Genomic DNA, 24330 nt, shown 5'->3' on the forward strand with positions numbered 1-24330 from the left:
ATCCAGTGTTTGCCAGCCTTCCTGTTTATCCCAAGCGGTCGTTGCCCTCTCTAGCATGGTATGCCCGGTTCGGGTCAGCGTGTCCGCCGCAGTAAAAAAAGTATTTCGCCAAGCAAAGCTATCAGGGTACCCCCCCCCCCCGGTGTAGCAATATCTTCCATTTCCTCCTGCGGTATCCGCAGAAATGCCTCTACCACCCGGGGGTCAAATTGCCGGCCTGCACACTGTTTCAGTTCCTCCCGCGCCTCCTCCGGGGTAAAGGCCTGCCTGTAAGGCCTTGCAGAGGTCATGGCGTCGTAAGCATCGGCCACACGAATAATGCGTGCAAGAAGCGGGATCTCCTCTCCTTGAAGGCCGGCGGGATAACCACCGCCCCCATAGTCTTCGTGATGATGCCGCACGGCTAAAATGACTGCCGCAGGGAACCGGGCCGGTTCCAGGATCCTGGCTCCTATTTCAGGATGAGCTTGCATCTCTTTTCTTTCTTCTGGGGTGAGAGGGCCCGGTTTGAGAAGAATCTCCTCTTGTATGCCAATTTTGCCCAGGTCGTGTAGAAGGCCAGCCAGGTAGACCTGTTCCTCTTCTTCAGCACTAAGTCCTAGTATACGGGCGCAGGAGCGTGCCCATTTAGCTACCCGGATGGAGTGTCCCCTCGTGTATACGTCCTTGGCCTCCAAGGCCGCTGCCAGGGCCTGTACGGTACTTAAGTAGTATTCTCGCAGGGAGGAGTAAAGGCGGGCGTTCTCCAGGGCCAGCCCGATTTGAGCTGCAACGGTACCTAGGTATTCAACTTCCTCTTCCGACCAGCGGCGCGGTACAGGAGAATAAACCTTTAGTGTACCCAGTATCTTCCCGCCCGCTTTCACGGGCGCTACAATCAGGGCCCGCATTTCAAGGGCGTAGTAGGGCAGGTGCCCGCCGGATTCGCCTGCGGCCAGGTCCTCCACTACTATGGGCTCCCCTCTTTGGAGTACTTCACCCAGCAAATTGCCCTCCGGCCGGACGCGGGCGACCCTTTCTTGCAACTTAGGGCTCATACCTAAGCTAGCCTTAAGTACCAGTTCGCCGGTATTTTCGTCAAGCACCCGCAGGGCACACCACCGTGCGCCCAGCACGTCCCTCACGCTTGCCAGGGCCGATTCCAGTACTAGGTCTACATCAAGGTGGCTCGATAACACCTGCCCTACTTCGATTAGCCGTTCAAGCATCGCTGCCCTTTCCTGCACTTTCCGGAAAAGCCGGGCATTTTCTAACGCCAGCCCCAGAATAGTGCCCAGGGTGGTCAGGAAGATGGCTTCTTCTTCGGTGAAGCGTTGCCCCCCTGGTTTACCTGCTAGGGTGAGTACCCCTGTTACTTTACCCCCAACTGTAAGCGGTATGGCAATTGCCGGTCGCCTTTCTTCGGGGGTGCTTTCTTTAGGACGGCTGTCAAAGTACGTGGCGATAGCTTCCCGCCCAACAGCAGCTATTATTTCCCCTGCTGGAATAACCTTTAAGTCGTTAGAGGGCTCCAGGGTAGCCGCCACTTCAAGAGCTGCCGCCCCTTGTTCCGCTTCGCTAAGCATTATCACCGACCCACTGGTGGCCCCGGTCAATTCCAGCACCGCCCGGAGCGCCTTCCGGGCGGCTTCGGCCACCTGAAGGCTACTAGAAACTGTTTTGCTGAATTCAAAGAGGGCGGTGAGTTCGTCTACCTTTTTCTGGAATTCCTGCTTGGTGTACAGCAGCTGGGCTACGGTTTCTGTTACTGCCCGCATCATCTCCGCTGCAATCCAAAGTCGTTCTTCAGGCCAGAGAGATACTGTTTGGGCCGCTGCCCAAAGCTCTTCCCGGTCAATGCCTGTCTCCCGGGCCAGCCCGGCCACTCTCTCTTCTGTAAGGGGCTTAAGCGTCACATTCCCACCCACCAGTACCGCTACTGTTTCTCCCGCTACCCGAAGGGGTACTGCCAGGTGCACCAGCCCGGCATGGCAGGTGTCGAGGACCGCCCTCCCTGCGTCCACGGCAGCCCTGGCAGAGATTACACGTGAAGCCGCACACCTGGCTCTTCCTTCCGGATTAGCATTAAGCAGAGCGCAGAAAGGGCATAGGTTGGAGGTTCTGGTGAGGGGGTTTCCTTCTTTATCGGTAACTAGAGCTGCCAGCCCCAGGGCCTGGCTCATGCTATCTTGAAGTCTTTGTAAGCCAAGCTGCTTTAGTTCTTCGTAGTATTGCATCAATTTCCCTCTTTCCATGAAGGAACCGCATACCTCCTGCTGGCAGTGCTCGCCAGAAAAGGCCTGGACTTCCATACTAGCAGCGGGAGTGTTAAATGCCGTTCCTTTTGTAGCCGCTCTTTGCTTCCTTGTCCGCGTACATCCTGGCGTCGGCCACCGCAAGCAGTGTATCTACGTCCTTCCCGTCTGCTGGAAACCGCGCTAGCCCCACCGATAGGCTCAAAGGTATCTCTGCGCCAGAAAAGCATATCGCTTTTAGATGCTTTTCCAGCCGGGCCCGGAGAGTTTCCAGGCGCGGCCCTTTATCGGGGAAGAGGATAACGAATTCATCGCCCCCGTAACGGGCTACCACGTCCCCCTCCCGGACGCTTTTCTGGATGGCCCGCGCTGCCTGCTTGAGCGCTTCGTCCCCACACTGGTGTCCCCAGGTGTCGTTGATTTCCTTCATGTTGTCCAGGTCTAGAATGGCCAGTGCCGGGCTGCGCCTTCCTGCTGAAGCTTCCTTAAGTACGCAATCTGCTGCAGCAAAAAAAGCCCGCCGGTTGTAAAGGCCGGTAAGAGGGTCGCTTTCGGCTTCACGCTGGTACTGACATGAAGTCCGGGCCAGCTCCACAACCATCAGAACCAGCGAGTAAAGGACCAAAGCGGTACCGGCATTGGCAAGGATGATTTCGCCTGCGATTCTTTTAACCAGAGGGGAGAGGTAGAAAAACTCTCCTAAAAGGTCCAAGAAAATCCCGGCTAGTAATAAGGGCAGGCCGATAAAAAGCAAAACCCCGGCCGTTCTAACCTTAAGTTTAGAAGTACGGGTAAACCATTGCAGCCAGGTAAGTGCTAGGAGATAAATAAGGCCTTTGCTTCCCTTGCATATCACCCGCAGCCAGTCGATAGAGTAAACTCTTTCCAGGCTCATCCCCTTTTCTCCCGGCAGAAAATTTAGCCGCTATTACTTTACTCTCTATTGGTGATAAGCACTTTTTTCTTAAGTGCTAAGTGTCAGGAGGTTGCTGCTGAACAGACGCTCCAGGGTTTTTCTTCTCCCAGCTCTCTTTTAAAGAAGCTTCGGCGTAGGCGAAAAGCTCCTCCCCGTCCTTCCCATTGTCAGGGTATACCGCAATCCCGTAACTCCACGTCCCCGGCAAAAGCCCCGCCAGTTTTGTTATTACTACCTGTGCTCCTTCTTTCCCCGTAAGGGGAAGGACCAGCGCCAGCGTACTCTTACTCAGCTCTATGACGGTATCTATTTCGCGCAGGCGCCGCCGCGCCTGCCTGGCACATTCGCCTATCTTCCCCTTGCCCAACCCTTCAGACCTGGCCAGGACCAGGGCTAGCTTCAGCCCGCCCCTGCTCGCCCGGTTAATCTCGTTTCTAAGCACTTTATGGAGCAGCTCTATGGGAGTAAACTCTCCCCTGGCGCCTGGGCCTATCAGTTTCTCTACGCGGCGCACCAGCTCCTCTATCGAATAGGGCTTGCAGAGATACTCCACCGCCCCCAGCTCTATAGCCCGCTTGACCACTGATACGTTGCTCTCGACTGTCACCACCATGACTGGTACGTACTGATACTCCGGCAGGCTTTTAAGGTTCTCTAGCACCGCCAGACCGTCCATTCCCGGGAGGTGGATGTCGAGGATTACCAGGTCGTATGGTTCTTCCTTTTCCCTGGCCTTAACCAGCGCCTCCTGACCGCTTATAGCTTCGTCCACCAGGTAACCCTTTTCCTCTAGTGCCCTCCTGGAGGAAAATCTGGTGAGGGTTGAGTCCTCTACCAGTAAGATGCTTTTTTCCGGTAAAGCTAGCAAGGAGGTTAGCCCCCTTTGGGACTGGTTTCTCGGTTTCCAAATCCAATCCCGAATTTATCAAGGGTTTATATTCAACCCGTCTTCAGCGTCTCGAAACTTTCATATTGCTATGTTTCCGATCCCACTAATCACGTTATCTAGATTCGACATCAACTGCCAATTTCCTCCAAGGGCATCCCGTCTTCGACCATTTTTATCGCTACTCAATCACAGCCTCCGGGCTCTGAGTTTCTGTAACAACAAAAATTCTCTTATACCCCTTGATAAATGTCAAAAGTAATTTTATACTTGAAAATTGGTATTAACCAGCATACCTCTGGCCTACTTAAGGGAAATTAACAGGAGGCCTTTGATGTGCTCTATCCTGGGAGCAGCAAACCCTTGCATGAACAGCTTAAAGACATTCTCAAGCAAAAAATAATTGAGGGAGAATTTAAACCTGGAGAAGCGTTACCAGGGGAAAGGCAACTTATGCATACGTACGGTGTGAGTCGGGTTACTGTAAGGCAAGCTATCGGCGAGCTGGTGAGTGAAGGCTTGCTCTACCGTCAGCATGGTCGAGGAACCTTTGTAGCCCCTCGCCGTATTGAACGTCCCTTAGCATATCTATTAGGGGTAGCCGAGGAATTAATCTTGGAAGGTCTAAAAGTTGGGATTAAGGTCTTAGAAGCCGGTCGGCAAGACCCACTCCCTGAGATCCGCCAGCAACTTAGGCTAAAAGAGGGAGAACAAGTTTTCCACGTGCTCCGGTTAATTATGACAGGCCCGGAGCCCCTCCTCCTAGATTTTAGCTTCTTCCCCTCTGTTATAGGCCAAATCCTTAAAGATATAGATCTATCTAAAGACCTTATTTACACCCACCTTGAACTCTACGGATATAAGATCAGTCACGGTGTTCAATGGATAAGTGCTGGCCGCGCCTCCCAGGAGGAAGCACAATATCTCCAGTGTAAAAAGGGTAGCCCTGTACTGGTGGTCAGGCGTATAACCTATGTCGAGGGTGAGCTACCTATTAGCGTCTCCCGTACCGTCTACCGGGCAGACCGCTACGAATACCGGGTTAACCTGTATAGGTACCCTTTAAAACCCAAAGAACTGCTTAAGTCAAACCCTACAAGTCCTTAAAATACGGAGGTAATAGTAAATTGATTAGTCTTACTTTTATAGGGATTATTTTGGGAGTTTCCATTATAGCAGGTATCATCGGCGCCCTTTTAGGATTAGGTGGAGGGATTATTATTATCCCTGCTCTTACCCTGCTGTTAGGTGTAGATATCCGCTATGCCATAGGAGCTAGCGTAATCTCTGTGATCGCCACTTCCAGCGGCGCTGCTGCCACCTATATCCGCGACCGCATTACTAATGTACGTATAGGCATGTTTTTAGAAATTGCTACCACCACTGGAGCTATCTTAGGTGCCTATTTGGCTGGTCTTATCCACGCCCGCTACCTCTACCTTATTTTTGCCCTGGTACTCGGGTATTCCACTCTAGCTCTCTTTCGGAGGCGTAATGTGGAACTAGCTTCTGATGCCGTACCCCATCCCCTCGCCAAGAAGTTTAAATTGTTCGGTACTTACTATGATCCTGCTCTACAGCAAGAAGTAAATTATACTTCTTCTTCTGTTCCTTCAGGTTTCTTGGTTATGTTGGGTGCAGGGATCATCTCTGGATTACTAGGTATAGGAAGCGGGGTATTTAAGGTTTTGGCCATGGATATGTTTATGAAGTTGCCCATGAAGGTATCCACAGCTACAAGCAATTTCATGATCGGTGTTACCGCAGCAGCCAGTGCCGGTGTTTACTTTTCCCGCGGGTACATCAACCCGGCCATCGCTGGCCCCGTAGCCTTAGGTGTAGTTCTAGGTACTACAGTAGGGACTCACCTCATGCTACGTCTCCGCAACGCTACCTTACGTAAGATATTTTTACCCGTACTTTTATATATTTCTTTAGAGATGCTGCTAAAAGGCATAGGAAGATAAGGGGGTAACGCAAAGTGGCTCTGTTTTCCTATCAGTCCAAGAGTCAAGAAAAAATTTCTACCCTCGAGATAGAAGATTTCATAAGCCTTTCTTTACGGATAGGCGTTATTATTAGTAGCGGAATTATAGGTTTAGGTTTACTATTACTTTTGGTATCCGGTTATACCGGTTACCCAGACGGTAACTTCCCTAAAACTCTTCATCAGGTATGGACCGGATTGCTCCACCTTAAGCCCTTGGCCATTATCGCGGCGGGTCTACTGGTGTTACTCGCTACCCCCATTTTTCGGGTGGCTGCTTCCATGGTGACCTTTTTTATCCAAAAGGATTACCAGTACACCTTTATTGCTGGTTATGTTTTATTTATGTTGCTCCTAAGCCTCTTTTTGGGGAAGGCTGAATGATGTAAATTTAAGCCCTAGGAACCAAATCGCTAGGAACCAAATTAGCGGCTAAAACCCCTACCAACTCCCCTTGTTCATTCTTTACAGGAACTGATATGGTAATAGCCAAACGATTAGTAGCCTGGGTTATGTATGGTTCGGTAGCAAACTTTTGCCCTTGCATAGCCACCTGAAACCAGGGCCGGAACGCCCAATTAGTGATCTTGGTGGAAGGTCGACTATAAAGGGCTGTCCCGTCAGGCAGCACAGCAAAAAGAGTCTGTATTATAGAATGGTCCTCAAAGGCTTGGTCCAAGAGTGGCTGTAAAGTAGCAAGCTCCATACTTTGGACTTCCGGTTTGCTCGCCAGCCCTTCTAAAACCTCAAAGCCCCGGCGCGCAAGTTCCTGGCAGGTGGCTTCATCCCAGCCGCCCTTCGTATATTCCGCCGCCATATTAAAGAAATTTTGAGCCATATCAGCGAGCTCTTGCCCACTTTTCTCCACTTTCGCCATATTAGTTTGCTGTTCGCTCGCCGCGGCCGACACCTCCTCAATACTAGCTGCTGTTTGTTGAGCTACAGCAGCTACCCGTCCAGCATCTTCGTTCACTACCCGCACCCGTTCTGCCTGCTGCTCCGCCCGGAGATTGATCTCCTCCATGGCTTGCACAGCTTTAGCTATGGCTTGTCCTATGGTCTCAAAAGCTGTCTTGGCATTTCGCCCCCTTTCAATATTGCCCTTTACTAGATGCACATTTCTTTCTACCTGGGAAGCTGTCTCCCTGGCTTCGGCCTGTATCTCGCTGGCCAGGCGGGTAATATTCTGGGCTGCTGCCGCCGACTGTTCAGCAAGTTTACGTACCTCATCGGCCACCACAGCAAAGCCGCGGCCCTGCTCACCAGCCCGGGCAGCCTCAATGGCCGCGTTGAGGGAAAGAAGATTGGTCTGTTCAGCTATAGCAGTTACTATGCGCACGAATTCATTTATTTGGGACATCTTCTCTTCTAACTGGCGCATGTGCTGGGCAGCCCGCTCGTTGGAAAAAGCCGCCTCCTCAATCTCCTTAAGGAGCTGCTCTAACAGAGATCTCCCCTCCCTCTCCTTTTCCTGCACCTCGGCTGCCATCTGCGTACCTAACCGGGAGCGGTCAGCGATCTCTTCGGCCAAGTTAGTAAGGACTCCCATATTCTCCGCCACCCGCTGGGCCGCTCCAGCTTGCTCATCGGCGCCACCAGCTATTTCCTGCATCGCTAAAGTGATTTCCCGAAAACTGCTCTGGACAGAAGTTACACCTTTTAAGAGATTATTGACAAAGTAGTTTAGCTCATCTGAGCTGCGCTGCATATGTCCAATGATACGGAAAATATTATCCAACACACCTTTAACAGGCCCCTGTAAAGCCAAACTAAAACGTAGAGTACTAACAAAGCGCTCGGCCTGGATCGGATTTCCTTCCCCTAAAATTTGGAGAAAACGCTCTAGGCTATTTAAAGGCCTGATCCACATGCGCCATAAGATGTATAAGGTACACAAGCTTAAGATAAATCCTAAAGAAACAGCCACTACAGCTGCAGGAAGAAATTGTTGCCAAGAAATACCAAGCCGTGCTGTAAAGTAAGCCCCACCAACCGCAGGTACTAAAGTTAAAACGAGAAGGTAAAAAAAGCCACCCACTAAAATCTTCACCTGCGTTCCCTCCAACTTAGTGTTTTGTTTTCTTCTTTAATGAATAATTCGGCATCCCAGATGACCACCTTTAAGTCCCTTATCTTTATTTCTGTCCTCGGATCCTTTCCCCTTTTTCTTCAGGTACCTTCCCTAAGCCCACCCTAATTTTCTGTTTTCTAGCGTCTACGCCTGGCCAACTCCTGGGCCAGGTCTTGGGGCTCTAACCCATGGTAAGCTAAAAGGACCAAAGTATGGTAATAGAGATCCGCTAATTCATAAAGTATCTCCTCAGCCCGGCCACCTTTAGAAGCTAAAACCACCTCCGTAGCCTCTTCCCCTATTTTCTTTAAAATCTTATCTTGCCCCTCTTTAAATAGACGTGCAGTATAGGAATTTTCAGGAAGATCCTTCTTTCGTGCTTTAATAACCTCGAAAACCTCGGCTAATACTCTACCTAAATCTTCCTTAGGTTTATCTTGCTCAGGTTCATCTTGTTCCGAGTCCGTTTTAAGGCGCAAGGGATGGTGGAAACAGGAGAACTCTCCTTCGTGACAAGCCACCCCTTCTTGTCGGACCTGCACTAAAAGGGCATCCCCATCGCAGTCGTAGAATATATTAACTATGTGCTGGTAATGGCCAGAGGTAGCCCCTTTGTGCCACAGTTCTCCACGGCTGCGGCTGAAAAACCAGGTCTGCCCGGTAGAAAGGGATAAGCTTAAGGCTTCTTTATTCATATAGGCTAGCATGAGCACTTGGCCTGTAGTTACATCCTGGACTATGGCAGGGATTAAGCCATCCCTGTTAAATTTTAATTCTTCCGGTATACCATAATCCATAAGAAACCCACCTCATCTCCCCTAAAGCATACTTCCTAGGTTAAACCAGCCTAACAGGGACACCGTGGTCCGCCAGGTATTTTTTAACTTCCGCAATGGTATAAGTCCCAAAGTGGAAGATGGAAGCTGCTAGTACAGCATCGGCCTGGCCTATGGTCAGGCCCTCTAACAGATGCTTAAGACTTCCCACTCCTCCGGAGGCAATAACTGGTATAGAAACGCTGGTACTGACCGCAGCAGTTAGTTCTAGATCATAACCCTCCTGGGTCCCATCGCAATCCATGCTAGTCAATAAAATCTCCCCCGCTCCCAAGGAAGCTACCTCGCGGGCCCAGGCTACTGCGTCTTTCCCCGTAGGCCGGCGACCGCCATGAGTCACTACTTCCCACCGTCCCGGCCCACAACGCCGGGCATCAATGGCTACCACAATACATTGGCTACCGAACCGACGGGAGGCCTCTTCTACTAGACGGGGATTTTCCACAGCCGCTGTATTGAGGGAAATCTTATCTGCCCCGGCTGAAAGCATCCGGCGGATATCTTCTAAACTCCTTAAACCCCCACCCACAGTAAAGGGTATAAAAACCTGTTCAGCCACCCGCCGAGCGACCTCCACCATGGTCTTGCGCCCCTCTGCTGAAGCGCTGATATCTAAAAATACTAATTCATCCGCCCCCGCCCGGTCATACGCCGCCGCCAGTTCCACAGGATCGCCGGCATCCCTTAAATTTAGGAAGTTAACTCCTTTTACAACTCGGCCATTATGCACATCCAAGCAAGGGATGATACGTTTGGTCAACACAGCTCCGGCCTCCTCTAAATTTTGGAAACTGCGGGTCACTCCTACCCCTTGTCTTCTTAGTTACTTTCTTGCGCTTGCAGATTCACCCGCCGCCTTTATAGCTTCCGCCAGACTAAACCGGCCCTGATACAAGGCCCGCCCTATAATAACCCCTTCTACTCCATAAGGTTTAAGCTCCCGCAAGGAAGTTATATCTTCTAAAGTAGCTACTCCTCCCGAAGCAATAACGGGTAACCCAGAGGCTAGAGCTACTTCGCGGATGGCTTCTAAGTTAGGCCCTTTTAAGGTGCCGTCCCGGCTGATGTCAGTATATATTAACCTTTTTACTCCCAGACCAGCTAGTTCCCGCGCCACCTCTACCCCTCTGCGGCTGGAAATCTCTGTCCATCCTTTAGTAGCTACCCATCCGTCCCAGCAGTCTACACCCACTACTATAGCTTCTCCGTACCTCCTACAAGCTTCCCTTACCAATTCCGGCTGCGTCACCGCTACTGTACCGAGGATGACCCGGGTTGCCCCCGCCATAAGCAAGGCTTCGATATCATCCAAGCTTCTCACTCCACCTCCCACTTGGACAGGGATCCCCGCAGCCACTATGATCTCCTGAATTAAGGGCAAATTTTTGCGCCGTCCCTCGAAGGCGCCATCCAGATCTACCACATGTAACCAGCTTGCGCCCTCCTTTACCCATAGTCTCGCCATCTCTACCGGGTCTTCAGAATAGACCGTCTCTGCCTCGGGCTGGCCTTGATATAACCGGACACAGCGGCCATCCCGCAGGTCAATGGCTGGAAAAACTATCACCGTACACCAGCCTCCCGAAGTTGGCCAGGAGCTTAAGCCCTAAAGTGCTACTTTTTTCTGGATGAAATTGGACTCCGAAGAGGTTGCCCTGTTCAATGGCTGCCACTATCTGTCCGCCGTATTCTGTTTCTGCTACTATTACCTCCAGGTTGCGAGGCTCTACATGGTAGGAGTGAACAAAATAAAAAAAAGACCCTTCTGGTATCCCCTTGAACAAAATACTCGGCCGTGGATACTTCACCTGGTTCCAGCCCATATGGGGTACCTTAATCCCTGCCGGAAGGCGTCTTACCTCTCCAGGTAGAAGGCCCAACCCGGGGACCCAACCTCCTTCTTCACTGACCTCAAATAATAGCTGCAAACCCAAACAAATACCCAAAAAAGGCTTACCAGATTGGCAAACCTCCTTTATGGCTTCTTGCAACCCAGTAGCCTTTAAAGCAGCCATAGCATCCTTAAAGGCCCCCACCCCAGGTAAGATAACCCCAGGAGCTTTTATTACTTCTTCTGTCTTATTAGTGATGATAGCTGGAAACCCTAAAGCATCCAAGGCTTTTTGTACACTTAAAAGATTACCCATCCCATAATCTATAATCGCTATAGGTTTCACTGTTACCCACACCTTCCGGAGAATACAACGTTTAAGTAACCGAACGAAAAAATTACAACACACCTTTGGTAGAGGGTATCCCCACTACACCCGGATCCCGGCTGGCTGCCTGACGGAGGGCGCGCCCTAAAGCCTTAAACAAAGCCTCCGCCACATGATGAGCATTACGGCCAGCCAACTTCTTTACATGAAGAGTGATCCCGCCATGATTCACCAAAGCCCGCAGGAATTCCTCCAACAATTCCGCCTCTAGATCACCCAGGCGTTCCACCATTATATCCACTTCATAGGCGAGATAAGGCCGCCCGCTTAAGTCCACCGCCACTAGGATCAAGGCTTCATCCATGGGTAAAAGGGTACTACCATAACGGTTTATGCCCTCCTTAGTACCTAGCGCCTGGACTAGAGCTTGACCTAAGCAAATACCTATATCTTCCACAGTATGGTGGCTATCTACCTCCAGGTCTCCATGGACCTTAAGACCCAGATCAAACAACCCATGCTTAGCGAACTGGGCTAGGAGGTGATCTAAAAAGGGGATGCCGCTCTTACCTTTAAAGCTTCCCTGACCCTCTAGGTTAAGCTCCACTTTTATCTCTGTTTCTGCTGTCTTCCGAGTAACCACAGCTCGGCGGCCATCTTGTCTGGGTTGCTCCATAAGGATATCCCCTCTCTTTTTTGTTACCTTTCCTTTGCCCTCATCCCGCACTTCCCTAATTTCTCGTACGCAGTGCAATAGCCCGCGCATGGGCTTCTAGCCCTTCAGCCCGGGCCAGCTCTTCTACTTCCCGTGCTATATCCAGTAGTCCTTGAGGATGGTAGGCGATAACGCTGCTTTTCTTAATAAAGGTATCTATACTTAACCCAGAATAAAACCGTCCTGTCCCTCCTGTGGGTAAAACGTGACTGGGGCCGGCCAGGTAATCCCCCACCGGCTCAGGGGAATAAGGTCCCAAGAAGATGGCCCCGGCATTATACACCATCCCTAGCCACCGCCAAGGGTCAGTTACATAAAGCTCCAGATGCTCAGGAGCTAAGGTATTGGCTCTCTCCAAGGCCTGGTACATATCCTTCACTACTATAGCAGCCCCGTAATTTTCTAAAGCCCGACTAGCTATGGACGCCCGCGGCAAAAGCTTAAGCTGCTTGTTAAGTTCCTGTATTACCGCCTCGGCAAGGCTCCTTTCAGGAGTGATCAAGGCTGCCCCAGCCAAGGGATCATGCTCGGCCTGGGAAAGGAGGTCAGCCGCTACCCAATCTGGTCGGGCGCATTTATCAGCCACCACCACAATCTCGCTGGGGCCGGCCAGCATGTCAATATCCACCTGTCCATATACTTCTTTTTTAGCCAGGGTCACGTATAGGTTCCCCGGCCCTACAATTTTATCTACCGGGCGTATATACTCAGTACCGTAAGCCAAAGCCGCAATAGCCTGGGCTCCGCCCATTTTATAAATCTCTGTTACCCCAGCTTCCAGGGCCGCCACCAGCACTAGGGGATGGACGCTACCATCAGGTCGCGGGGGTGTAACCAAAACAATCTCTTCTACACCAGCCACTTTGGCGGGAAGCGCTGTCATCAGGACAGAAGAAGGATAAGCAGCCGTGCCACCAGGTATGTAAATACCCACCCTTTGCAAGGGCCGGCAGATCTGGCCCAGGACATTACCCAATTTATCGGTCATAAACCATGAGTTGGGTAACTGGCGCCGGTGATAGTCCATGATATTTTCCTTAGCCCGCCGTAGGGCTAAAAGCATCTGGGAGTTTATAGATTCCCACGCCGCTACTAATTCTTCTTCCGTTACCCGAAAACTTTCCGGCGGCAAGAAAACCCCATCTAGCTCCTGGGTATAACGTACTACAGCCGCCTGGCCCTCCCGGCGAACATCCTCAACAATAGCCCGCACGCGGGCCGCTGCCTCTTCCTGGGCCTTCAAACGTCCAGCCCAGGCTTTAAACCAAACCGGGTCCCAACCTTCTATAAGCCTTAGCACAAATTATTACCCTCTCCTATATGCTTTTTAAACCCTCGGGAACATTATAGCAGAAACTACAAAATGTCCCAAGCCCAGCCGCCTATGCTCAATTTAGGCTTTGACTAGCCTGCCGTAACTTTTCTACCAGGGAATAAAGTTCCCTATAGCGTATCCGATAACTTACTCGATTAGCTATAAGCCGGGCGGTGGCCGGAAAAATGGAAGCTACTTCCACCAAGTCGTTTTCCTTTAACGTACGGCCAGTGGATACAATATCCACTATGAGGTCAGCTAAACCCACCTGAGGAGCCAACTCTATATTTCCATGGAGTTTAATAATTTCCACCTGCTGTCCTAATTCGGCGAAGAAATTAGCTGCCACCCGGGGAAACTTAGTAGCTACCCTCCGCGAAATGCTTAGCAACGTCTCCAGGGACTGGCCCGCTTCCTCCCACTTAATACGAGGTGCAGCCAGCACAAAACGGCAGTAACCGAACCCTAGATCCACAAGCTCGAACACATCGGCTCCGCTTTCCACCAACGTATCTTTACCCACAATACCTAAATCCGCAGCCCCGTACTCTACATAAGTGGGTACATCTGTAGGCCGGCAAATGATGTAACGCAGGGAAGCATCAGGGAAAGGAAAAACCAGTTGCCGGGTTTCGGTATCGACCCCTTCCACCGGTAACCCAGCGGTAGCTAAAAGTTTTAAGGCATCTTTCCCCAGTTTACCTTTAGGTAAAGCTATGGTAGTAAAGATGGCATCCACTTGTTTCCCCTCTCCCATAGAACCTAAGTTCAAAAAACACCCCTAACCCGAAGTGAGTATTCTTCTTAAGGCTACCAGGCCGGCGCTAGCCTAAAGCATCTTAAAAAGCCTAGTTTTCAGCCCATGCTAAGATAAGACCCCGTTCTGTGGCTTCTCTTTTTGCCTCTTCTAAACTATTTATGCTACAAGCCAGTTCCACCCTAGCCCCTGTTCGGCGCAGTTCCCTAGCTTTTATAAGGGTAGCGGCCAGATCCTCCCCCGCCACTAAATAAGCTGGTTGCCTTTCTTCTAGGAAGATCTCCCCTCCTCTAGCTGCTAGCACACGCTCAAGCCCCAAGGCAAACCCGGTAGCTGGGCAGGGATAACCGAACTCCGCTAAAAGACCATCATATCGTCCGCCTCCTAGGACGGGAAATCCCAATCCCGGTACATATCCTTCAAAAACTAATCCAGTGTAATAATCGAAATCACGTAAGATACCTAAGTCTATAAAGAGATAACGCCCCAATCCATAGCGTTCAAGGACTCCCAAAACTTCCTCCAACTGGTCTAAGGGTTCCCTGGCGGATTCCACCCCTAAGATCGGTATAGCCTCCCTTAAGTCTTGGCGGCCTCCATGTAAAGTAAAAAGCAACTCCAGGCGCTGACGGGCAGCCCCCCGCAAGCCATACTGGTCGCAAAGCCGGCTTAGGCCTACCCAATCCTTCCCTACTAAGGACTCCTTTACCGCTGCTAGAGCCTCTTCTTCTAACCCTAGATCAGCCAATACTCCTTTTGTAACGGCTACCTGGCCCAACCCCACCTGGAAATCCTTTAGCCCGCTCTCTAGCAAAGACTCTACCGCCAGGGCCACTACCTCTGCATCAGCACCCACACCGCTTCCACCTATCAGTTCTACTCCCGCCTGATGGAATTCCCGGCGTCGACCACGCGCTGGATCTTCGTAGCGAAAAACAGCTGCCACATAACAAAGGCGTAAAGGTAATTTTTCTTTTTTCAAGCGGGTAGCGACCAGGCGAGCTATGGGAGCTGTCATCTCCGGCCGCAGAGCTAAAACGCGGCCCTGCCGATCAATAAACCTAAAAAGAAGGTCCTCCCTTGCCGCTACTTGCCCAGCCTGAAAGGTTTCGGCAAATTCAAAGGTTGGGGTTACCACTTCCTGGTAACCCCAACCCGCAAAAAGGGCCAGCAACTTATTTTCCAAACTGCGTTTGGCTGCCGCAAGATCAGGCAAAAAATCCTCTACCCCCTCGGGCAGCTGTAAGTGCCGGTTATAGTTCAAAATGGTCTCACCTCAAGTGCCTGGATGCTTAAGGCATGTATTGTAAGCATATTACATGCTATAGCTATATCACCGTAATCATATCACCTCTTTAGAAAAACGGGCAAGATCTAATTTGGCCAGTGTTTAGGGGTTCTACATTAAGAATCCCTTTAAGAGACGGGCAATAGGTAAAAGTAAGCGTTCCATCCAAAAGGTGGGATTCGGGAGGGGCAAGTTTAGGAGCATAGCTAAACTTAAGGCAAAACTTAAAGACCAAATAGCGCCTGTAACAATTAATTCTTTGAAGCGTCGTTCACGATATAAAGGCGCTCCTTCTAAGTAAGCTATAAGGCTAAAAGCTCCTACCACGAGCAAAATGAACATCCCCACCTATCTACCTCCTGGGGAAACCATTTTACCACCTGTATTCCTACCTCCACCGCCAGCCGGGTTATAGCTCATACCGATCCGGCGGATAGAAACTTGGGCTTCCAATTTAACCTCAACACCTGTAAAAACCTCGTTCCAATTATCCTCAACCTTCCTCCAAAATCTCGGGTTCTCCCGGTGGAGAACTTCACCGAACCCGAAAATATCGGTTTTTAGCTCCCTTTGGGCTTTCTTCAAGGCCGCCTGGACTCGCTTATCAAGCTCATGGTATAAAGCCTTCTCAAGCTCCTCTATCTTTTCAACAGCTACTAAGGACTCCTGACAAGTCTGTTCGATAAGGTCGCCTTCCGACTTAATTTTGACCAAAAAGGTTATCTTATCACCTTCAACCTGGGGGATGACCTTGGTTTGGGAACGATGAAACCGCACGGAAACCTGCCCCCCAGGGTGTTCAGGACAATTAAAGGTAAGCACACCTTCCTTAACTTCTCCCCGTAACCACATGGTGCCTAAAGTTTCCAAGTGATTTAGATATCCGATGAGCTTCTCTTTTCTAAAAACCCCAGCACCATCAAAGCGTATCGCAGCAGGCCCGGCCTTCTGCTGGGTGCGGCCCTCACCCCCACCAGCCCCTCCCTGTCCCTCCGGGTTCCTTCCGCCTGCACCTTGAGTCTTACTTCCGCTATGTTCCTGGGCAGAAACCAAAGTTACCCGTGGTAGCACCGGGTTATCACCTTTAGCTTGCCACATGGAAAGGAGCTCTTTAAGTTCTACTTTTAGGGTGACATGATTATTTAAAATCCCGGAAATGATCTCCCCTGGTATAAGCTCCACCCCGGGGGGTAAATCCAGGACTTGGCGCGCCTCCCCAGGTGCCAGGATCACCGGTGTAGTAAGGCGCATCTGGCGATCACGACTAAACCAATCTAGCCAGTTTAGACCCCGTCGGGCCAGTTTATCTCCCACGATAATGACCCGGTTATGAGCCCAGAAAAGGCGGCGGGGCACCTGTTCCTCGATACGGCGCGCCGCTTCTGTAAAATCACTTCCCGTGGTGCTCACGATCTCTCCAGGGACTTTGTTAGTACCGCCTCCTGCACCAGCCCCAGAAGGTTGTCCACCCCCGATCTCTCGCGGGTTGACTATAAATACACTAAGTCTTATATCCCTATCTCCTTCGGTATCGGCAGCTACGGCCATAACCAGAGCCAATTCTTCGATCTCCCGGCGGCTCCAGCACCCTGACAAAAACAGTACGCTAAGGAGTAAGAATATTAAATAGACCCGGGGGCGTTTAAGGAACATTAGATTCCTTCCCCTTTACTTTCCTGATCACTGCCACCAAGGCTAGAAAGGTAGGAATACCAAATTCCCATAAGAATCCCCATATGGGTATTATTTCTTCTAGATAAATAAGAAGGTGACTGATATTCTTAAAGAGCAAAATAGATAAGGTGACCATAAAGGCAGCTAAAGGAGCACATAAGGGCCTAAAATCTGCAAGCTCCGTTACTGTGGCTAGGCCCAAAGCAGCGATATATAGGCTAAGGGTTACTTTAATAAAAATCCCGGCCACCCAGATGGCCATGAAAAGTACTTCAATACGTTCTAGGAAATTGGCTATGCTTATCATGCGAGCTAAAGAGAAGACCGCAAAGGTAAGACGTCCTGTTTCTGCAGAACCAAAAACTAGAATACTGCTTAAGACCACCAGCAAAAGGAAAAGAAATACACCGGCCAACCCCACCATTACACTCATCCTTACACCTTGGGGTGGATTTAGGAAACCGCTAATACCTGCCAGAAGGCTAATCTCCCCTGTAAATCCCAAAACTACTATAGCTCCTGCCAGAACCGGCTTAACTCCCCTTTCTAGCATAGGAAAGAGGTTCCGCCAGGACATTTCGGGCGTCACTAAGGAGAGAATGGTGAGGATAAAGACTACCATCAAGGGCATGACGAACTCCGCTGATCTGGAGATAACTTCCACCCCGTTACGCGCACCATAGACTGCCACTGCGGCCAGGGTAACTGTAAAGACAAGGAGAGGGGTCTCCGGCATAACTGCGGAAACCAGAAACTCGCTAAATTCGCGCAAGACCAGGGCGTTAAGTTGAATCAAAGCCAAGACGTAAAATATACTTATAGCTTTGCCCGCTACTTTGCCTAAAATGATCTCGCTATATTGAAATAACGTAAGGTGGGGGAAACGGGTCCCTAACCAAATCAGGATAAAACCTAAAGGTAAGGTGAGTAAAACAGCTACAATGACTGCCAGCCAGGCATCCTGCTGAGCCCTCCTGGCTAGGAAACTGGGAAGGAAAATAATAGCTGTGGGCAAGACATTAAACCACATAAGAATAGCCGCCTGGCGGGCATGGATAAATCCTTCCTCCCGTATCCCCTGCATCTATTCAGCTCCCCCTCTAGGTTCCTGATTGCTGCTGGTAGGAGGCGTGGGTCGTAAAGGCGCGCCTTGGCGCCAAGGATCACGATAGCCGATGCGGGTGGGCCTGGTAAATCTTGCCCAAAGGGGGGTACGTACAAAGACATCTTTAAAATCCCGTACATGGTAAGGGGTAACTGGCGACAAGTAATCCACTCCGAAGGAACGTAAAGTAGTAAGGTGAATAAGTACAGCAAGAAGCCCTATCATAATGCCGTAAAACCCCAAAACCCCAGCTAAAATTAACATAATGAACCTTAAGAGCCTGATGGTGATGGCCATGGCGAATATAGGCAGCGCAAAGGAACTGATACCTGTAAGGGCTACTACGATGACCATGGCCGGCGAGAATAGACCTGCACTCACCGCCGCCTCCCCAATTACCAAAGCGCCCACAATACTCACAGCCTGGCCTACCATACGAGGAAGTCTCACGCCTGCCTCTCGCAAAACTTCAAAGACCAGTTCCAAAAGAAGAGCCTCCACCAAGGCCGGGAAGGGTACACCTTCCCGTTGGGCGGCCAGGCGGATAAGTAAACGGGTGGGCAGCATCTCCTGATGATAAGTGCTCACTGCTACGTAAATGCTGGGTAAAAGCAGAGCAATATTTAAGACCACAAACCGGAGTAAACGTAAGAAACTAGCTAGCCAATATCGCTCATAGTAGTCTTCGGAAGCTTGCATGAACTGGATAAATACGGTAGGGACAATTAATGCATAGGGGGTATTATCGATAAGGAGGGCTACCCGGCCTTCTAGTAAAGCGGCCACCACTTTATCAGGCCGTTCAGTATGATCAATCTGGGGAAAGGGCGAGGCAGGATTATCCTCAATCAGTTCTTCGATATAGGCGCTTTCTAGGATACCATCAATATTAATGCGCTCTAGGCGGCGACGTACTTCCTGGAGCAAGGCCGGGTCGGCCAAAGTATGAAGGTATACTAAAGCCACATTGGTTTGGCTATAGCGCCCCAAGCATAAGTTCTCTACTTTAAGGGCCGGTGTTTTCAAGCGACGGCGGATAAGGGCAGTATTAGTACGCAAATTCTCCACAAAGCCCTCGCGTGAGCCGCGTACCGCACTTTCCGTTAAGGGCTCGTCAATGGAACGGTGTTCCCAGGACCGGGTGCTGGTAGCTAAAGCCTTCGTATACCCGTCAAAAAGAAGGACAGCATCCCCGCATAGGACATGGTTTACAATATCCGAAACGCTCTCCACAGGGGAAACGTCTGCTAAGGGTACTATAATCTCCACCACACGGTCCAGGGGTGCCGTCTTCTCCACCAACGTCCGTGCCAGGTCCGGGGGAATGTGCTGGAGGGTCCGGAGGAGAGTATCCTCGATCAATTTCTTATCGGCTAACCCGTCGATGTAAATAATAGCCGCTTTGGCCTGGCCTCCTATAAGGAAATCCCGTTTTACAACATCGCTGCTATTATGGAATATCTCCTTCAATTGCTGAAGGTTATCTTTCAAGTCTGGGGTTAAGATGTAATGATCAAGAGGGGGGTAGGGGAATTTTTTCCCCTGCCCCCCGGAAGAACCCCTGGAGCGGGACGCTCCCTTTTGACGATGCTGAAAAAGGCGGAGCGGTTTACGGTAAGGGCGAGGCAAAAAACTTTCCCCCTTAAAGTGCTAACCCAATTTCTGGTTAAACTCAGGCAGAAGATTCTCCTTACAAGCTACGCTTTACTTCTACCTGAATCTTAGGTTAGCTCCTGGGAGAAAGTTTATACGCCCGCCAGCCGATATCCCGGCGGTAGTGCTTACCAGGGAAGTGGATAACTTCGGCGGCTCTATAAGCATGGCTCAAAGCTTCCTCCAGAGTAGCGCCCCTGGCTGTAACCCCTAGCACTCGCCCCCCATTGGTGACCACCTGCCCACCCTTCCAAGCAGTTCCGGCGTGGAAAACTTCCACCCCTTCCGGTACCTGGTCCAACCCAGTAATTATCTCTCCCTTGGGATAGTCCCCGGGATAGCCAGGGGCGCTCAAAACAACACAGGCGGCAAACCCAGGGTGCCACTCTAACTTAATCTCTTTTAACCTTCCTTCCAGGGCCGCGAGTATAACCTCCACCAGATCGGTCTTAAGGAGCATGAGCAAAGGCTGGGCCTCGGGATCGCCGAAGCGGCAGTTAAATTCCAGTACCTTAGGCCCTTCTCGGGTGACCATCAATCCTGCATAAAGGACACCAACGTAAGGGTGACCGGCTTCCGCCAGAGCCCGGACTGCCGGACAGAGGATGGTCTCCTTCACTTCTTTAGCGAGCTCCGCATCATAGAAGGGAACGGGGGCATAAGCCCCCATACCCCCGGTATTGGGCCCCTGGTCGCCCTCGAAGACCCGCTTGTGATCCTGGGAGGCCACCATGGGGAGTACATTTTCTCCATCACAAAAGGCCAGAACGCTTACTTCTTCTCCCTCTAGCTTCTCTTCCAGGATAATCCTCCGACCTGCTTCCCCGAAGCGGCCGGCCAGCATCTCCTCTACCGCAGCCAAGGCTTGGGTTTCCTCCTCGGCTACCACCACCCCCTTGCCTGCCGCCAGCCCATCAGCTTTAACTACCACGGGTACTCCATGTTCTTTTATGTACTTCTGGGCAGCGGGGAGGTTGTCTACCACTGTATACCGGGCAGTAGGGATCCGCGCTTTGAGCATAAGCTCCTTAGCCCAAGCCTTGCTCCCTTCTATGGCTGCTGCAGCCCTGCTAGGACCGAAAATCCTTAAACCTTTAGCCTTAAAGGCATCCACAATGCCCGCCACCAAGGGCGCTTCCGGTCCCACTACGGTAAGATCGATATCAGCCCGGCGGGCAAAATCTACTAACCCTTCGATGTCATGAGCCACCAGGGGAACGCAAGAAGCTAAAGTGGCAATCCCGGCATTCCCCGGTGCGCAAAAGATCTCAGTTACTAGTGGGCTCTGGGCCAGCTTCCATACTAAAGCGTGCTCCCGGCCTCCACCGCCCACCACCAGGACTTTCACAGGTTTCACCTCCTATCGAGCCCATGCTACCGGTATGTCCACCTAATGCCGGAAATGTCGGACACCAGTAAATACCATGGCCAGACCGTACTTATTAGCGCAGGCTATAGATTCCTCATCCCGGATGGAACCACCAGGCTGGATAATGGCTGTAATCCCTGCTTTAGCTGCTTCCTCCACAGTATCAGCGAAGGGGAAGAAGGCGTCTGAAGCCAGGATAGCACCGCGGGCCTTTTCTTTAGCCTGCTCTAAAGCTATACGAGCTGCTCCTACCCGGTTCATTTGGCCAGCCCCCACACCCAGGGTAACACCGTCTTTGGCCACCACAATAGCATTGGACTTAACGTGTTTCACCACTTTCCAAGCAAAAAGGAGATCCTTAAGCTCTTCTTCCGTAGGCTTGCGCTGGGTCACCACCTTTAACTCCTGTTCTGCGAAATCGTAAACATCAGGCTCCTGTACCAGAAAGCCACCGCTTACCGGACGCACCTGCCAGCTAAGCCCTTCCCCTTGTCCTTCACCTGCAGCCACCAAGCGCACCTGGGGCTTAGCCTTTAAAACTTCTAAAGCTTCTGGAGTGAAAAAGGGAGCTATAACTGCTTCTAAGAATATCTTTACCATCTCCTGGGCCATTTCTTTGTCCACCGGGCGATTGCAACCTACGATGCCCCCGAAGGCCGAGACAGGGTCGGCCTGTAAGGCTTTACAGTAGGCTATAGCCGGTGTCTCCCCCAAGGCTACCCCGCACGGGTTGGTGTGTTTAATTATGGCTACCGCAGGATCGTGAAATTCGCGTACCAAGTTCCAAGCCGCATCTAGATCCATGAGATTGTTATAGGAAAGTTCTTTACCCTGGAGCTTAAGGCTACCGGCCAGGGTACCAGAACCCATCCCGGGCAAGCGGTAAAAGGCAGCCCTTTGGTGGGGATTTTCGCCGTACCGTAAGTCCTGTATTTTCTCCCCCACTAGGAAAAAGAAGGAGGGGAGATGTTCTCTCCCGTAAATTTCTCTCTGCCAATATAAAGCAATGGCCGCATCATAGGCTGCTGTATGGGCGAAGGCCTCCGCTGCCAACATCCGCCGGGTAAATAAATCAACTTCTCCCCGCTCCCGCAGTTGGGCTAGTACTTGGCTGTACCGGCTCGGGTTAACTATTACCGTAACATATTCGTGGTTTTTCGCTGCTGCCCGCACCATAGCCGGGCCGCCGATATCAATGGTGTCTATTGCCTCCTCTGTAGTAACCCCGGGCCGGGCTACCGTCTCCCGGAAGGGATAAAGATTCACGGCTACCAGATCGATAGTCCCTATGCCTAGCTCTTCCAGTTGTTTAAGATGTTCGGGTGTCCTTCGGGCCAGTATACCGGCATGAATACGAGGATGTAGGGTTTTGACCCGGCCGTCTAAGATCTCTGGAAACCCGGTCACTTCCTGTACGTGGGTGACAGGAAGCCCTGCTTCCTCTAAAACCCGGGCTGTGCCTCCGGTGGATAAAAGTTTCCACCCCAACTCTACTAAGCCCCGGGCGAACTCCACCAAGCCTGTCTTATCCCAAACACTTAGCAAAGCCCAACGTGTGGTCATAAGTTTTTATACCCCCTTTACTTCTCTTTGATTAATCCCTGCGTACATACACCCGGCGACCCTTCACTGTAACCCGTCCTTCAGCGATCCAGCGGATAACTTCTGGTAAAAGCCTATGTTCTTGCTCTAGTATCCGTTTAGCTAGAGTTTCTGGAGTATCGTTATCTTCTACAGGTACCGCAGCCTGGGCGATGATGGGCCCCGTATCTACTCCAGCATCTACGAAATGGACGGTGCACCCAGCGATCTTAACCCCATATTCTATAGCCTGGCGCTGGGCCTCCACTCCGGGGAAGGCAGGCAATAACGCTGGATGGATATTTATCACTTTTAGCGGGAACTGCTCCAAGAAAGCTGGGCTTAAGATACGCATAAAACCAGCTAACACCACCAGCTCCACCCCGGCTTCTTTAAGCCGGGTGGCCAGGGCCAGATCATAACTTTCCCGGTCCGGGTAAGCCTTAGGATCCACAAATTCAGCAGGGATACTATACTGAAAAGCTATGTCTAACGCTCGCGCATCCTTTTTATTGCTAAGTACCAAATTTATCCGGGCTGGAAGCCTCCCCTCTTCAATGGCTTTGATGATGGCTTCCAGGTTGCTCCCCCGCCCGGAAACGAGGACACCTAAGGGGAGGATGCGTGTCATATAGTCTCCCTTCCTTACTAGCTCAGGGTTTCATTCTTATAAATGTAATGCTCGCCTTTCCTAGTTAGGTATCTTTTCTATTCTAGGGGAGGGATGAACTCCACCTTCCTCTCCCCTTCTATTACTTCCCCCACCACATAAGCAGTAACGCCAGTGGCCTCTAGACGTCCCAACACTTCTAATGCCTTTTCCTGCTCCGCTGCAGCCACCATCCCTAGCCCCATGTTAAAGGTACGATACATCTCCCAGGTCGGGACCCGGCCTGTTTCTTCAATAAGCCGGAAAATGGGGGGTACTGGCCAGCGATCCCGGTATAGCCTTATCGCGGTACCAGGGGGCAACATACGTAGAGGATTTTCCACCAGTCCGCCACCGGTAATGTGAGCCAGGCCTGTAAGGAGACCTTCCCGTATAAGCGGAAGGAGGGGCTGCACATAAATTAAGGTAGGCTTAAGGAGTTCTTCTCCTAAAGTACAACCTAGAAGAGGTACCACTTCCTTTAGATTCAGGCCGGCTTCCTCCAGAAGTACCCGCCTGGCCAGGGAATATCCGTTGGAGTGTAACCCACTAGAAGCCAGGCCTATGAGCACCTGCCCTGGGCGGATCCGGCTACCATCCAAAAGGTCCTTCCTCTCCACTATCCCAACGGCGAATCCGGCCAGATCATATTCATCCGGTCCATAAAACCCAGGCATTTCCGCCGTTTCCCCGCCCAGGAGGGCACAACCAGCCAGGCGACAACCTGCGGCCACTCCAGCTACAATCTGGGCTACTTTCTGGGGATGGAGCTTGCCCACCGCCAAGTAGTCCAGGAAAAAAAGAGGTTCGGCTCCGTGGACCAGGATATCGTTAACGCACATGGCCACCACATCCTGGCCCACTGTATCGTGACGGTCCAGGAGGAAAGCTATTTTAAGCTTGGTACCTACTCCATCTGCTCCAGCTACTAAAACAGGTTCTTGGTAGCCTTGAGGCAAAGCAAAAAAACCGCCAAAACTGCCGATGTCACCTAACACCCCTGGCCTAAAGGTGCTCCTTACATGTTCCCGCATAAGTTCTACAGCCTGATTTCCGGCATCAATGTCTACCCCTGCCCGTTTATAGGTCCATTTTTTTCCCTCCATCATGTTAACCTCCTGCTAGAGGTTGTCAA

The 24330-nt window shown here is 51.1% G+C and carries 23 protein-coding genes; 3 read left to right on the plus strand and 20 right to left on the minus strand.

What is annotated here, in order from left to right; genetic code table 11:
• Positions 1-74: 74 nt before the first annotated feature.
• The 3 genes from B9A14_RS15605 to B9A14_RS15615 form a co-directional block, all read right to left on the minus strand.
• A complete protein-coding gene (locus B9A14_RS15605; protein WP_084666748.1) occupies positions 75-2234 on the minus strand; it encodes an HD domain-containing phosphohydrolase in 2160 nt (719 codons plus the stop codon).
• Between the two features lie 73 nt (positions 2235-2307).
• The gene (locus tag B9A14_RS15610; RefSeq protein ID WP_084666749.1) at positions 2308-3129 is read right to left on the minus strand and encodes a GGDEF domain-containing protein; all 822 of its coding nucleotides are present in this window, start codon (positions 3127-3129) and stop codon (positions 2308-2310) included.
• A 76-nt stretch (positions 3130-3205) separates the two neighbouring features.
• The gene (locus B9A14_RS15615) at positions 3206-4018 is read right to left on the minus strand and encodes a response regulator (protein WP_084666750.1); all 813 of its coding nucleotides are present in this window, start codon (positions 4016-4018) and stop codon (positions 3206-3208) included.
• A gap of 354 nt (positions 4019-4372) precedes the next feature.
• Here B9A14_RS15615 and B9A14_RS15620 point away from each other — a divergent pair, with 354 nt between their 5' ends.
• The 3 genes from B9A14_RS15620 to B9A14_RS15630 are packed head-to-tail and all read left to right on the plus strand — an operon-like array spanning position 4373 to position 6407.
• Entirely contained in the window at positions 4373-5143 is a 771-nt protein-coding gene (locus B9A14_RS15620) for a GntR family transcriptional regulator (protein ID WP_084666751.1), read from the plus strand.
• 23 nt (positions 5144-5166) lie between these two features.
• Positions 5167-6003 carry a sulfite exporter TauE/SafE family protein gene (locus B9A14_RS15625; RefSeq protein WP_084667204.1) on the plus strand — a complete coding sequence of 279 codons (837 nt, stop codon included), beginning with the start codon at positions 5167-5169 and terminating at the stop codon, positions 6001-6003.
• A 14-nt stretch (positions 6004-6017) separates the two neighbouring features.
• Complete coding sequence (locus B9A14_RS15630; RefSeq protein WP_197686531.1) at positions 6018-6407, plus strand: DUF1634 domain-containing protein; 390 nt, start codon at positions 6018-6020, stop codon at positions 6405-6407.
• 7 nt (positions 6408-6414) lie between these two features.
• Here B9A14_RS15630 and B9A14_RS15635 read toward each other — a convergent pair whose 3' ends face one another.
• The 17 genes from B9A14_RS15635 to purM all read right to left on the minus strand — a co-directional run bounded on the left by B9A14_RS15635 (position 6415) and on the right by purM (position 24301).
• Entirely contained in the window at positions 6415-8073 is a 1659-nt protein-coding gene (locus B9A14_RS15635; protein ID WP_084666752.1) for a methyl-accepting chemotaxis protein, read from the minus strand.
• A 158-nt stretch (positions 8074-8231) separates the two neighbouring features.
• Positions 8232-8891, minus strand: a complete 660-nt coding sequence (gene hisIE, locus B9A14_RS15640) for a bifunctional phosphoribosyl-AMP cyclohydrolase/phosphoribosyl-ATP diphosphatase HisIE (RefSeq protein ID WP_084666753.1) — start codon at positions 8889-8891, stop codon at positions 8232-8234.
• Positions 8892-8931: 40 nt separating this feature from the next.
• The gene (hisF, locus tag B9A14_RS15645) at positions 8932-9693 is read right to left on the minus strand and encodes an imidazole glycerol phosphate synthase subunit HisF (protein ID WP_084666754.1); all 762 of its coding nucleotides are present in this window, start codon (positions 9691-9693) and stop codon (positions 8932-8934) included.
• 60 nt (positions 9694-9753) lie between these two features.
• Entirely contained in the window at positions 9754-10497 is a 744-nt protein-coding gene (hisA, locus tag B9A14_RS15650) for a 1-(5-phosphoribosyl)-5-[(5-phosphoribosylamino)methylideneamino]imidazole-4-carboxamide isomerase (protein ID WP_084666755.1), read from the minus strand.
• A complete protein-coding gene (gene hisH / locus B9A14_RS15655) occupies positions 10475-11107 on the minus strand; it encodes an imidazole glycerol phosphate synthase subunit HisH (RefSeq protein WP_084666756.1) in 633 nt (210 codons plus the stop codon). The genes hisA and hisH overlap by 23 nt, the downstream gene beginning before the upstream one ends.
• 52 nt (positions 11108-11159) lie before the next feature.
• Positions 11160-11765, minus strand: a complete 606-nt coding sequence (hisB, locus tag B9A14_RS15660; protein ID WP_084667206.1) for an imidazoleglycerol-phosphate dehydratase HisB — start codon at positions 11763-11765, stop codon at positions 11160-11162.
• 55 nt (positions 11766-11820) lie between these two features.
• The gene (gene hisD / locus B9A14_RS15665) at positions 11821-13104 is read right to left on the minus strand and encodes a histidinol dehydrogenase (RefSeq protein WP_084666757.1); all 1284 of its coding nucleotides are present in this window, start codon (positions 13102-13104) and stop codon (positions 11821-11823) included.
• Between the two features lie 88 nt (positions 13105-13192).
• Complete coding sequence (gene hisG / locus B9A14_RS15670) at positions 13193-13876, minus strand: ATP phosphoribosyltransferase (protein ID WP_084667207.1); 684 nt, start codon at positions 13874-13876, stop codon at positions 13193-13195.
• 91 nt (positions 13877-13967) lie between these two features.
• Positions 13968-15140: an ATP phosphoribosyltransferase regulatory subunit gene (gene hisZ / locus B9A14_RS15675; RefSeq protein ID WP_157109988.1), complete on the minus strand. Its 1173-nt coding sequence runs from the start codon at positions 15138-15140 to the stop codon at positions 13968-13970.
• A gap of 135 nt (positions 15141-15275) precedes the next feature.
• Positions 15276-15512 carry a hypothetical protein gene (locus tag B9A14_RS15680; RefSeq protein ID WP_084666759.1) on the minus strand — a complete coding sequence of 79 codons (237 nt, stop codon included), beginning with the start codon at positions 15510-15512 and terminating at the stop codon, positions 15276-15278.
• The gene (locus B9A14_RS15685; RefSeq protein WP_084666760.1) at positions 15513-16817 is read right to left on the minus strand and encodes a Ger(x)C family spore germination protein; all 1305 of its coding nucleotides are present in this window, start codon (positions 16815-16817) and stop codon (positions 15513-15515) included.
• The gene (locus tag B9A14_RS15690) at positions 16807-17922 is read right to left on the minus strand and encodes a GerAB/ArcD/ProY family transporter (RefSeq protein ID WP_084666761.1); all 1116 of its coding nucleotides are present in this window, start codon (positions 17920-17922) and stop codon (positions 16807-16809) included. Before B9A14_RS15690 ends, B9A14_RS15685 begins: the two co-directional genes overlap by 11 nt.
• Positions 17923-19434 carry a spore germination protein gene (locus tag B9A14_RS15695; RefSeq protein WP_231967834.1) on the minus strand — a complete coding sequence of 504 codons (1512 nt, stop codon included), beginning with the start codon at positions 19432-19434 and terminating at the stop codon, positions 17923-17925. It lies immediately after the preceding gene.
• 235 nt (positions 19435-19669) lie between these two features.
• Positions 19670-20944 carry a phosphoribosylamine--glycine ligase gene (gene purD, locus B9A14_RS15700; protein WP_084666763.1) on the minus strand — a complete coding sequence of 425 codons (1275 nt, stop codon included), beginning with the start codon at positions 20942-20944 and terminating at the stop codon, positions 19670-19672.
• 42 nt (positions 20945-20986) lie between these two features.
• Complete coding sequence (gene purH / locus B9A14_RS15705) at positions 20987-22528, minus strand: bifunctional phosphoribosylaminoimidazolecarboxamide formyltransferase/IMP cyclohydrolase (RefSeq protein WP_084666764.1); 1542 nt, start codon at positions 22526-22528, stop codon at positions 20987-20989.
• 31 nt (positions 22529-22559) lie between these two features.
• Positions 22560-23177 carry a phosphoribosylglycinamide formyltransferase gene (gene purN, locus B9A14_RS15710; RefSeq protein ID WP_084666765.1) on the minus strand — a complete coding sequence of 206 codons (618 nt, stop codon included), beginning with the start codon at positions 23175-23177 and terminating at the stop codon, positions 22560-22562.
• 77 nt (positions 23178-23254) lie between these two features.
• Entirely contained in the window at positions 23255-24301 is a 1047-nt protein-coding gene (gene purM, locus B9A14_RS15715; protein WP_277995826.1) for a phosphoribosylformylglycinamidine cyclo-ligase, read from the minus strand.
• Positions 24302-24330: the final 29 nt, after the last annotated feature.

Source organism: Thermanaeromonas toyohensis ToBE, assembly GCF_900176005.1.
GTDB lineage: Bacteria > Bacillota > DSM-521 > Neomoorellales > Neomoorellaceae > Thermanaeromonas > Thermanaeromonas toyohensis.